Raw genomic sequence first — 12,311 nt, 5'->3', positions numbered from 1 at the left:
TTTTTTATATTCAGGGATGGACGGTATGCCACGGTTACATGGATGTAAATGAGTGGCGATATCCAAGGATGAATGGTATGTCGGTGTTGTCAGGAACATTCATCGACGATATCCACGCTAGGCATGTGTGGTGGTCAGAATTAAACTCGCTCTAGCGTTCTGAATGTCATGGCATAGGCATTGGATTCATCAGGGGATACCTGCTGCACAGCCACTTCCTGCCAATCTGCCACCGCTTGGTAGTCTGGGAAGGTGGTATCACCGTCCACTACCAACTCAATATCTGTGATATAGAGTCTGTGGCATTGAGGAAGAAAATGCCGGTAAATAGCGCCGCCGCCGATGATCATCAGCTCATTTGTAGCAGAATCCTGTGCAGCAGCTATAGCTTGCTCGGGAGACGTCACCACTGTCACGCCCTCTGGCTTGAAATCTTCAGCGCGGCTAATCACAATATTTAATCGACCCGGTAAGGGGCGACCAATAGACTCAAAGGTTTTACGCCCCATAACCACAGGCTTACCCAAAGTCACCTGCTTAAAATGCTTCAGGTCCGCCGGCAAGTGCCAGGGCATCTGATTATCCTTGCCAATCACCCGCCCTTTAGCCATGGCTGCAATCATCGAGATCTGCATACTCGCTTTACCTTCTGTAGATGACTTCGGCACTGTCCTCGTCATCTTCATCCCAATCGTCGTCGTCATCCCAGTCATCATCATCAAAATCATGAGTCTGTTGGTTACTTGGGGTGTCCCACTTAAATTCGGCTCTGACGGCTTCGCCCGCGTTTTCGTCCTCGGCAGGCAGTGTCTCAATATAGTTCATCACTTCCTGAGTCAGAGGTGCTGTACCCGAGGCACTGATGGCAGATATGCAATATACAGGGCCGTCCCATTCCATATCAGCAACGATACGCTGCTTGATTTCTTCGAGTTCTTCTTCCAACAGCAAGTCGGTCTTATTCAACACCAGCCAGCGAGGCTTGGCCGCTAATTTAGGGCTGTACTTCTCAAGCTCGGCGATGATGGCCAGCGCATTCTGAGCAGGATCTGAGCCATCAATAGGCATGATATCCACCAAATGTAATAGCACCCGGCAACGCTCTAAGTGTTTAAGGAAGCGAATCCCCAGTCCAGCACCGTCAGCAGCGCCTTCGATTAATCCCGGGATATCGGCAATCACGAAGCTGCGATTGCTGTCGACCCGTACCACCCCCAGGTTAGGCACTAGCGTGGTAAAAGGATAATCAGCCACTTTAGGCTTAGCGGCTGAAACAGCACGGATAAAGGTCGATTTACCGGCATTCGGCAAGCCCAGCATGCCGACATCAGCCAGCAGCATCAACTCCAGCTTGAGGTTGCGAATGTCGCCAGGCGTACCATTGGTTTGCTGCCTTGGCGCGCGGTTGGTGCTACTTTTAAACCTGGCGTTGCCCAAACCATGGAAGCCACCTTTGGCCACCATCAAGCGTTTACCATTGCGGGTCAAATCCCCCAGCACTTCGCCAGTATCCACATCTGTCGCTCTGGTGCCGACCGGAACACGCAGTTCCAGATCCGAACCGCCACGACCGGTACAATTACCACCAGAACCATTTTGGCCGCGCTCCGCGCGGTGAATACGTTCAAAACGGTAGTCAATCAGGGTATTGAGGTTTTCATCAGCGACCAGATAGACACTGCCGCCGTCGCCGCCGTCACCGCCATCCGGACCACCGAAAGGAATATATTTTTCCCGGCGGAAACCGACCACGCCATTGCCACCGTCTCCGGCTTCAACTCGAATCTCGGCTTCATCTACGAATTTCATTATCAAACCTCATGAGGACCATATGAATACTTTAGCAGAAAGGTGCCATCCTGAATGAGAAGACACCTGAAGTGCATAAGGCCGGTGTCTATGTGCAGAAAATGCACAACACCGCCCCTTTTTGCCATATAAAAAAGCCCCGCATGGCGGGGCTTTTAGTACATAAGAATAGGTGCTTACTCAGCAACGATGCTCACATACTTGCGGTTCTGAGGACCTTTCACTTCGAACTGAACTTTACCGTCAGACAAAGCGAACAAGGTGTGGTCCTTGCCCAAACCTACATTGTTACCAGCGTGGAATTTAGTGCCACGCTGACGAACGATAATGCTGCCAGCTAATACTGACTCACCGCCAAAGCGCTTTACACCCAGGCGTTTGCTTTCTGAATCACGACCGTTACGGGTACTACCACCCGCCTTCTTGTGTGCCATCTTTCAGTACTCCTCTTAGGCGCTGATGCTGGTGATTTTCACTTCAGTGAACCACTGACGGTGGCCCATCTGCTTGCGTGAATGCTTACGGCGACGGAACTTAACAATCTTAATCTTTTCGCCACGACCGTGGGTTACCACTTCTGCTGTTACTTTGCCACCGTCAACGAAAGGCGTGCCGATCTTAACATCGTCACCGTTGCTAACCATCAGGACACTGTCGAATTCAACAGATTCACCTGGTGCAACTTCAATCTTTTCGAGACGAACGGTTTGGCCTTCAGCCACACGGTGTTGTTTACCACCACTTTGGAAAACCGCGTACATACTTAACTCCGCTCTTTGCGCCCGCAGGACGCCAACAATTCTAAAACAGGGCGCGAATTGTACGTGAAGTGTGCAGGCATCGCAAGAGCAAATTCCCAGAAATTTAGCCCCCTTAGTGGGTTATATTTCTGATTGTATAGCAATAACCTGAACTCACTGGAACCAGGGGGCAATTTCTGCAAAAATGCCGCCAGTCTCCAGTCGACGTACCCTAGAGAAAATGAACAACCAGCAAATTCGCACACTTGCAGAACAAGACATGCAAGCGGTCAACCAACTGATTCAGCAGCAGGTAAGCTCAGATGTGGCTCTGATCAACCAGTTGGGTTTTTACATTGTAAACAGCGGCGGCAAGCGTATTCGCCCACTGATTACTGTGCTGGCTGCGCGTGCGCTGGGTATTCAAAGCCAGGATCATCATACCTTGGCTGCCATCATCGAATTCATTCATACCGCCACCTTGCTACACGATGACGTGGTGGACGAGTCTACCATGCGCAGAGGTCGCGAAACAGCCAATGAGCTGTTTGGCAACCAAGCCAGCGTACTGGTGGGTGATTTTCTTTACACCCGGTCATTCCAAATGATGGTCAGCCTCAAGCGTATGCGGGTGATGGAAATACTCTCGGATGCCACTAACGTTATAGCTGAAGGTGAAGTTTTGCAGTTGATGAATTGCAATGATCCTGACACCACAGAACACAGCTATATGCAGGTTATTTACAGTAAAACTGCACGCTTGTTTGAAGCCGCAACGCAATTAGCCGCGGTACTAACTGACCAGTCGGCAGCCATTGAGCAGGCGATGCAGGACTATGGAAAATACCTAGGCACGGCCTTCCAGCTGATCGACGATGTAATGGACTACAGTGCGGACAGCGAGGCCATGGGTAAAAATGTCGGAGACGATCTGGCAGAAGGCAAACCTACACTGCCCTTGCTTTATGCTATGTGGCACGGCACACCACAGCAGGCGGAGCTGATTCGAGGCGCAATTGAGAATGCCAACGGCCTGCCCCACTTAGCCGAAATACAACAAGCTATGCAGCAAACCGGTGCCCTGACATACACCAAAGACAAAGCAAGACAGGCAGCTCAGCAGGCAATACAGGCCATCTCTTGCATCCCGGAGTCAGAGTTCAAACAGGCCTTAATCGCACTCGCCAATCAGTCTGTTGAACGACTGGCATAGACTTAGGCGTGTTGACTTTAATGACGCGATTAAAAGCACCATAACCAGGTTAAAAAACAGGCAACAATTAAACATCACTGCTAACGTTTTACTTCCGCATCTGAACAAACAGGATGTCGAAGATGAAACACGCCTTAGCATTACCGATTAAATTAGACAGCACCTCAAATGGTGAGTTTTGTCCCCCAATATTGAGTGAGCGTGAGGCACAGATTAATCACCTGGCTGACCAGCGCATTGAAGCTCACAGTAACAAGCTAGGTCTAAGTCGTCGGGATTTTATGCTATCAAGCAGTGCCGCGGCCCTGACGTTGCTTTGCGCCAATGAAGTGAATGCAAAGGAGAACCTGCAGGGAGGTTTCTATGCGCTGGAAAGTGATAGTGCTTATGAAGCACAACTTGCTGACTCAGTGCTTAGTGGCAACGAATTTATCTTTGATATTCAGGGACATTTCGTTGACCCCAATGGTCGTTGGTTAAATCAGTTACCACAAGGCAGCCAGCCTTTTTCCAGCATGCCAAATGCAGACTGCCCCCTGGCATCACAGCCTGGAGACCGAAGCTATTTACAGTGCCTGGGCCCCAAGCAATTCATCAAAGACGTATTTATGGATAGCGACACCGACATGATGGTGTTGTCTTTTGTACCTTCTTTGCGTCAAAGCGAGCCGTTAACTATTGAAGAAGCCGATGCGACCCGGCGTATTGTAGATGAGCTGGAAGGACACCACCGACTACTGCTACATGGCAGAGTCAACCCCAATCAGGATGGCGACCTGCAAGGGATGGATGAGTTAGCAGAAAAATGGCAGGTAAGCGCCTGGAAAACCTATACCCAATGGGGTCCGGACGGTAACGGTTTTTTCCTGCACGATGAAGTAGGTACTGCATTTATTGAAAAAGCTCGCGCATTGGGCATTAAAAATATCTGCATTCATAAAGGTATCCCTTTTGGCTCTCAGTCTTACCAACACAGCCTGTGCACTGACATTGGCATAGTGGCAAAGCGCTATCCCGATGTTAACTTCATTATCTACCATTCGGGGTTTGACCCGGCGGTAGAAGAACGCGCTTATGTCAGCGGCAGTCATAGAGCCGGTGTGGATAGCCTGATACGTTCCCTGCAAGAAAACCAGGTCGACCCCAATTCCAATGTGTATGCCGAGCTTGGCTCCACCTGGCGCTTTGTTATGCGCCATCCTGAACAAGCCGCGCATTTGCTTGGCAAACTACTTCGCTATGTTGGTGAAAACAACGTGCTGTGGGGTACCGATTCCATTTGGTATGGTTCACCTCAGGATCAAATCCAGGCCTTTCGAGCCTTCCAAATCAGCGAGCTGTTCCAGCAGCAATATGGTTACCCAGCCCTAACGCAGGCATTGAAAACTAAGGTGCTGGGTTTAAATGCTTGTAAGCCTTACCAGATCTCGGCTGAAGAAATCGCTAAGGTAACCCGCCGCGATAAACTCGCGACTGCCAAAGAAAATTACCGTAATCACCCGAACCCGCATTTTCAGACCTATGGTCCAAAGAACCGCAGGGAATTTCTTAATTTGATGCGTTGGCAAAGTGTATAGAAAACCTTGTCGCCAAACTTGGGGAAGAGCAAGAAATCCACGAATCCATGGGTTGAGGAAGCTGAACTATCAAGGAGATAAAGGCGCAGAGCAGCGTAGCGTACGAAACACTATATAAGCGCTTTAACCAGACTGCTTAGCGGGTAAGCTAAACACGAGTAGCTTACAGTTTATCTACCCATTCAGACTAAACATCACCACTCCTTGGCATCCCTGCAATCGCGGCATACCGTCCATCCTTGGACATAAAAAAACCGCCATTCGGCGGTTTTTTAGAATCACTAGCGATTAGGCTTTGTTAACAAAGTCTTCGCCTAACTGGATATCACCACGCAGGCCACCCAACATATCGTCTTTGGCTTTCTGTTCAAATGCACTCAACTTGCCGTAAGACAGGATCTCTTCCACGCCGTTGGGACCTAAGCGAACAGGGTGAGCGAAGAAACGCGCATCGTCGCTGTTAGTTTCAACATAGGTGTACTCCACCACATTTTCACCGCGCATCGCAGCAACCAAAGACAAGCAGAAACGTGCCGCTGCCTGGCCCATAGACAAGGTTGCACTACCGCCACCCGCTTTAGCTTCTACCACTTCGGTACCTGCATTCTGAATACGGTGCGTGAGGCTAGCCACTTCTTCATCACTAAACTCTACGCCTTCAACCTGAGACAGCAGAGGCAGAATAGTGGTACCTGAGTGTCCGCCAATCACAGGAACGTGTACATTAGCTGGGTTCAAGCCTCTTAATTCAGCAACGAAGGTTTCCGCACGAATCACATCCAGGGTAGTGACACCAAACAATTTGGTCTTGTCGTACACGCCTTTGGCTTTCAGCGCTTCAGCAGCGATGGCTACCGTGGTGTTAACCGGGTTAGTGATAATTCCAATACAGGCTTTAGGACATGTGTCGGCGATAGCATCAACCAGATTACGCACGATGCCAGCGTTGATATTGAACAGGTCAGAACGGTCCATACCAGGTTTACGTGGCACACCGGCCGGGATCAACACGATGTCACAACCCTCTAGTGCTGTGTTCAAATCGTCCTTACCAAAACCTTTTACTTTCACATCGGTGGGGATATGGCTCAAATCAACAGCTACACCAGGGACTACTGGCGCAACGTCATACAAGGATAATTCAGAGCCTGCTGGCAACTGAGTCTTGAGCAACAGTGACAATGCCTGGCCGATACCGCCGGCTGCACCTAATACGGCTACTTTCATGTTTATCTCCTGTGAATGTGAGTTATTTCATCGACTGACGCCAAGGTCAGTGAACAATATCGATTAATTCAGCCCACCGGCAATCCCGGACACCGTCAGAGCTGACACCCAGGCTGAACGACGGAAAACATTGGGGGCAGAGTCTACTTTGTGGCCGGAGGCTTAGCAAGTGAACTGCGGACACTGATTGATAGGTAGCAATGCCTGATAACACAGCATATGCCACAGCCTTCTCTGACGCCAACCAAGCAGTTGATAACGCAACACCAACTGCAACAAACTAACTCACCGGACGTTTTACACAGGCTTAACGGCAGCTTAGCCATTTTGCGTACTCGAATTTCAAGCCACTAAGAATTGCATGGAGGATCTTTAATCTTCCAATAACTCAATAATTCTCCCGCTTGTCGAGCAACTAGAATAAGACCAAAGTATAAAAACATTGATTCATGTGGACTGGAAGGTAAAGTAACGGCTAATTTGATAGCCGAGCATCGAAGAGCGGAGCCCATGGCAGGAAAACAAGACGAACTAATCAAGTCATTCAAAGACATTCTGAAAACGGAAAACTTTGGCTCGCAAGGTGAAATTGTCGACGCATTAAAAGACCAGGGATTTGACAATATTAGTCAGTCCAAAGTCTCTCGTATGTTAAGCAAGTTTGGTGCAGTGCGGACCCGCAATGCGCTGGGAGAAATGGTCTACTGCTTACCGCCTGAACTGGGTATGCCAACAGCAAAAAGTCCGTTGAAGCAGTTGGTGTTAGACATCGTACACAACAATGTGATGGTGATTATTCGCACCAGCCCTGGCGCAGCACAGTTAATTGCCAGACTGCTGGACTCTTTAAGCCAGGCTGATGGTGTATTGGGTACCATCGCCGGTGACGACACCATTTTCATTGCGCCAGCTGATGTCAGCCGAATCGATGAAACCCTAAAACGGGTGGAAGCGCTGTTTGAAAATGTCTAACTGACACCACAAAGGTATATTGCCTGATTAGGTTGCAGACAAAAAGGCCGGTTTCTACCGGCCTTTTTTATAAATTTTTATTTAAATTGCAGTGCTAACCAAACCATTCGATGGTCGGATGAACTTTTTCTATCTTTTACCAGACGGAATAGCTCATCGGCTGGAGCCGGCCAGAACACACCACCATCAGTCACATCCCAACCATTAACGGATGGCAGTACATAGTCAGCTCGCATACGCCAGCCTGCGGTATGGGTATCGCCTAGTGGATTATCCGGGCTATGCTGTTTACCGCCCTCGCTGCGCGGCACAAAACCAGCGTTAACCTTGTCGTGGGTAATTAACCCAACGATGGCATCGCGTAGCGAGTCACCTTCCACCATGGATGAATTAAGGTCCCCCACTACCACGAAGGTATTACCGCGAAAGCCTCCCTTGCGGCCTTGATCATCGTACAAATAAGCAGATTGGCTGCCTCCAGACAGGTAATCCACCCAAAACCTGACTTCATCATGATTGCGTTTACCGTTTCTGTCTTCCGGGCCGTCGAACACAGGCGGCGTAGGGTGGCTAGCAAGCACATGAACCGTTTTTCCGTTTACCAGCACAGGGATGTCCCAGTGAGACTTAGACGATAGCCTCAGCACTTGCTGAGCGGCCTCTGAGTACCAAGCCTGTCCATCTTCCTTCATTACCTGGGTCATCAAGTTACCCGGCATATCTTTCCACAAGAAACGCTGAAAAGTGCGAACATTGTTATTGTCGATAGGATAACGACTAAGCAGCACCATGCCGTATTGTCCTGGATATTTGCCAAAGCCAAAGGCATCACCTTTTGTGCCAGAGGCAACCCCATCACCATCCAAATCCACGCCAGAGTCCACCCCAGTGTTCACTGGCGCCAGATAATAATAGGGATAATCAATAGGCTCAGCGCCACCCTGAGATTTACTCAGATAATGTTGAATAAAGGCTTCAACCCCTTTTTTCGGATCAGCATCATAATCAAATTCATTGAGAAGAATGATATCCGGTCTGACCCGCTGAATAATCTCAGCAGTATTTTTAATCTGCGGATGCAGACCGCCTTTTAGGTGCTCGAAAAGCTCCTGACCACTGACGGGTTGACCGCGCTCAACATAGTTGTCAGCTTCCATACTGACGTTGAACGTTGCTACACGTATATCGGCCGAAACCAAAGAAGTTGTTGTCATGGCGAAAAGTAACGCTATCTGTTTAATCATATGGTTATTTCCATCGGTATTGTCAGCCTACATTCCAATACTCTTGATGTATTGATACTGAAAAAGCCGGCACAAGGCCGGCTTTGTATTTTGCGATGATTTTACATCTTCTTAGAAGCTGTATTTCACACCGATACGTACTTCCCACAGAGAACCTGGGTTGAACACTGACTCGCTGGCTGGTTCAGGGTTTACGCCGTTGATAGTGTAAGAACCATCATCGTTCATCTCTGCATCAACAACAGACGCAGCGTTAAATGGTCCGCGACGCTGAATACCCCAATCACTGTTCAGCAAATTACCTACGTTTTTAATAACCAGGAATGCATTTGCACGATGATCAGCGGTAAAAGCAGGTAACTCTTGGTCGAAACGCAAGTCGAATCTGGTATACCAGCTAGATTCGCCAGCGTTACGTGGAACAATTTGTCCACGGTACTTCTCTAGACCTTCCTGTGCGATAAATGCATCAAATTCAGCTTGTACTTCCGCAGAGGCAAATGTCACATCATTTCCGTACTGGTCCATAGTTGGGATGTACAGAAGTGAGCGATAATCTGCCAGGTCAGAACCCGCCTCGAAGTTATCAAAGGTATAAGAGAAGTTACGACCCGCCTTTCTGTTGCCAAACAACGAGATTGTCGTGTTATAGCCATCGATGAATTCGGCGGTATAACGCAAACTTAAGGTAAAGTTGTGCGGAATCTCGTAGTTAGATGTAGCAATACCAGGGTTGTTCTGGTCTGAAACAGCGATGTTTGTGTAGTTAGAATACGCCACAGAGCTAGTCATTGGGTTATAGTCTTCGGACTTGTTATAGGCATAACCTAATTGCACGTCCAGACCGAAATCGTATTCTTTCTTCATCGCCAACGAGATGGTTGTTGAACTACCGTCCTCAGGGGCGTTAGTCAACAGCAAGTCACTGTAACGCGTGTTACGGGTTACATCACGACCATTATTCTGACCTAAAACCAATTTGTCATAAATGGGGCGGCCATCTATGGTGTCGCGGCCTGTATCAAAACTACTCAAATCGACGACAGTTGCTGAGTCACGCTTCTTGGTATATAGGAAATCAGCAGAGAAGATGTAATCATCCTCTGTCGCGTAGGTAACACCAACGTTGTACTTCCATTCTGACGGCATATCAAAGTCAGGATCTACTGCATTGGTAGAAGGCTCTTCACCCAACGGCGGATTATTAGCCGTTACCTGGTCGTACATGGCTTTGATTGGGTCAAACACCGGACGCCCTGCACCAAGCTTCTCGGCATCAAAAATATTGATGTCAGGACGATAGGTATCGATATTGGTTATACCATCGTTGGAGTAGCTGTTGGACAACCAAACATTAGGGTTACCACCAGAATACAGACCGATGCCACCTCGTACTTCAAGGTTGTCGTCAATGGCCCAGTTGAAACCAAAGCGAGGCTGCAGCAGGTCTTTGCCATCAAAGGTGGCTTGGTTAGTTACACCATAACGTTGCTCAAACAAGGCGTTGTGCTTGGGCTTATCACTGCTGGAAATCCAGTCATAACGCAGACCAAAGATCAGCGTCAGGTCATCCAGCGTCCACTTGTCCTGGATGTAAGCAGCATGTGTGGAGTATGAGAAGAATGCCGCAGCGTCAGCGGGATTATTGGTAACGGCGGAGTTGTTGTAGTAAACATCATCCGCTATGCCCAGCTCATAATCATCCAAACCGCTGGCACCACCGTTAGTATTGCGGTTTCTGTCACCACCGAAGCGATATTCACCAATGGTGTGCTGCATGAACAGGTTATAGATATCCAGGTTTTCTTGCTCGTAACCACCAGTGATGGTGTGCTCATCCAAGTAATAAGTACCGGCAATCTTTAAGGTGGTATTTTCCCAATCCATTTCATTCGACTGACGTGAGTCATCTGGACCAAGGAAGATAGTACCCCCATTTTCCAGAGAGCTGATTTGGATCTCACCAAAACCGCTGTCGGCATCGGTAGAACGCTGCTCATTAACCAGCTTAGTATGACCAATTCTTACTTCTGTCGAGAAATTGTCAGTCCAATCGGAATATACAGACATTACCACTGCATCAAGGGTTGCGCCTTTCTTGTAGAAGTGGTTAGACAAAGTCAGGTTCTGGCTGCTGTCATCTGACTGGTCAATTTCATAGCCGTCGTTGTAGTTATACACCAACGATGCCCGGTGACTGTCATTGATATTCCAGTCCATTTTCACCAGGAACTTTTCATCTTCTACTGGCGCAGAACCAGGTAAGCCACCTGCATCATAGCCATATACATCTTTAGAGATTTGAATTGCACGGTTCACTTCATCCATTGTTACCGCACCGGTTTGCAGCGCTTCGTAACTGAATATCTGTGCACCTTCTAACTTTTCGTAAGAAGCAAAAATGAACAAGGTATCTTCAATCAGCGGGGCGCCAACATTAAAGCCGTAACGTTTAATGGTGTAGTCACCCAGATCAACTTTTTCATCTTCGATCTTATCCCCGGAAAGGGAATCACTGGTGAAATCGAAGAAAACGCCGCCATGAATTTCGTTAGTACCTGACTTAGTTACGGCGTTAACATTACAGCCGGTAAATCCACCGTACTGAACGTCAAAAGGCGCAATCTCAACGGCAACCTGGTCAATCGCATCGAAAGAGAAAGGCATACGCACGGTAGGATAGCCGTTGTAGTTCAGGCCAAAGCTGTCATTCATTCTGACGCCATCAATGGTCAGACTGCTGAAGCGAGGGTGGCTACCGCCACAGATAATTGACTCCGAACCATTGTCCTCGGAAATACTGATACGCGGGTCGATTCGTACCAAATCTTTAATATCACGGTCAGCAGAGGCCGCCTGTTCCAAGTCGGATAAACTGAACGTTGAACCTGGACTGGTATTGCCAAACTCAATGCTGCTAAGTTTTGCGCCCGTCACTGCGATGCGCTCCACAGATTGTTCTTGTTCTAAGGTCACATTAAGGGGCAGCGCTTCACCAAGCGTCAGATAAACATCACTGATTGCAGTATCCTGAAAGGTGTCAGAATCTACAGTAATGGTGTAAGGCCCGCCAACACGTAAACCTTTTGCGGTAAACTGACCAGCCTCGTTAACAACAGCCGTCTTCACCGTACCAGAAGGGACATGGGTAATTTTAATAACAGTGCCTGGGGCAGGGTTACCTTGGGGTCCGACGACCTTTCCCGTAATACCGGATGAGGTTTCCTGAGCCATAACTCCGGCAGACATTCCCACTGACAGAGCCACAGCTAACGCAACGCGATTGAGCTTGGATTTCGTGAACATTGTGTTTTCCTAAGGTTTGTTGTGTGCAATTCACAGTTTAAGAGGCGATTATGACAACTTTGTTGTAGTAGACCTTAATGCAGAAAAGTCAAATTTCCCGCAGCACAGTCCGTACAAAAAACGCCCTACGCTTCAAATTCTCAGATGAAATTGTCCTTTCTCTGGTGAAAATAGGAAGGCCTCATAAAGATTCATAACTTCTTGTTCATATTTATTATAAAAC

General features: G+C 48.3%; 10 protein-coding genes. 3 read left to right on the top strand and 7 right to left on the bottom strand.

Going from position 1 to position 12,311, the window contains the following annotated elements:
* Positions 1–140 precede the first annotated feature (140 nt).
* From folA to rplU, 4 genes are all read right to left on the bottom strand, one after another.
* The gene (gene folA / locus J0A65_RS06425; RefSeq protein WP_206593315.1) at positions 141–635 is read right to left on the bottom strand and encodes a type 3 dihydrofolate reductase; all 495 of its coding nucleotides are present in this window, start codon (positions 633–635) and stop codon (positions 141–143) included.
* A 7-nt stretch (positions 636–642) separates the two neighbouring features.
* The gene (gene cgtA / locus J0A65_RS06420; RefSeq protein ID WP_206593314.1) at positions 643–1,809 is read right to left on the bottom strand and encodes an Obg family GTPase CgtA; all 1,167 of its coding nucleotides are present in this window, start codon (positions 1,807–1,809) and stop codon (positions 643–645) included.
* A 176-nt stretch (positions 1,810–1,985) separates the two neighbouring features.
* Positions 1,986–2,243 carry a 50S ribosomal protein L27 gene (rpmA, locus tag J0A65_RS06415; protein WP_188689319.1) on the bottom strand — a complete coding sequence of 86 codons (258 nt, stop codon included), beginning with the start codon at positions 2,241–2,243 and terminating at the stop codon, positions 1,986–1,988.
* A gap of 15 nt (positions 2,244–2,258) precedes the next feature.
* Positions 2,259–2,570 carry a 50S ribosomal protein L21 gene (rplU, locus tag J0A65_RS06410; RefSeq protein ID WP_206593313.1) on the bottom strand — a complete coding sequence of 104 codons (312 nt, stop codon included), beginning with the start codon at positions 2,568–2,570 and terminating at the stop codon, positions 2,259–2,261.
* Positions 2,571–2,790: 220 nt separating this feature from the next.
* Here rplU and ispB point away from each other — a divergent pair, with 220 nt between their 5' ends.
* Together ispB and J0A65_RS06400 are read left to right on the top strand one after the other, a co-directional pair.
* Entirely contained in the window at positions 2,791–3,762 is a 972-nt protein-coding gene (ispB, locus tag J0A65_RS06405; RefSeq protein ID WP_206593312.1) for an octaprenyl diphosphate synthase, read from the top strand.
* Positions 3,763–3,884: 122 nt separating this feature from the next.
* Positions 3,885–5,339, top strand: coding sequence for an amidohydrolase family protein (locus J0A65_RS06400; protein WP_206593311.1), 1,455 nt, complete (start codon positions 3,885–3,887; stop codon positions 5,337–5,339).
* Positions 5,340–5,627: 288 nt separating this feature from the next.
* On the opposite strand, the gene mdh is transcribed toward J0A65_RS06400, so the two are convergent.
* The gene (gene mdh, locus J0A65_RS06395; RefSeq protein WP_206593310.1) at positions 5,628–6,566 is read right to left on the bottom strand and encodes a malate dehydrogenase; all 939 of its coding nucleotides are present in this window, start codon (positions 6,564–6,566) and stop codon (positions 5,628–5,630) included.
* A 510-nt stretch (positions 6,567–7,076) separates the two neighbouring features.
* Between mdh and argR the strand changes: the two genes are divergently transcribed.
* Complete coding sequence (argR, locus tag J0A65_RS06390; protein ID WP_206593309.1) at positions 7,077–7,538, top strand: transcriptional regulator ArgR; 462 nt, start codon at positions 7,077–7,079, stop codon at positions 7,536–7,538.
* A 77-nt stretch (positions 7,539–7,615) separates the two neighbouring features.
* Here argR and J0A65_RS06385 read toward each other — a convergent pair whose 3' ends face one another.
* On the bottom strand, positions 7,616–8,782 hold the full coding sequence (locus J0A65_RS06385) for an endonuclease/exonuclease/phosphatase family protein (protein ID WP_206593308.1): 1,167 nt from the start codon (positions 8,780–8,782) through the stop codon (positions 7,616–7,618).
* A gap of 111 nt (positions 8,783–8,893) precedes the next feature.
* Positions 8,894–12,088 carry a TonB-dependent receptor gene (locus J0A65_RS06380; RefSeq protein WP_206593307.1) on the bottom strand — a complete coding sequence of 1,065 codons (3,195 nt, stop codon included), beginning with the start codon at positions 12,086–12,088 and terminating at the stop codon, positions 8,894–8,896.
* Positions 12,089–12,311 lie beyond the last annotated feature (223 nt).

This window comes from Bowmanella yangjiangensis (genome assembly GCF_017255015.1).
GTDB lineage: Bacteria > Pseudomonadota > Gammaproteobacteria > Enterobacterales > Alteromonadaceae > Bowmanella > Bowmanella yangjiangensis.
This window is presented reverse-complemented; position numbering and strand designations above follow the sequence as displayed.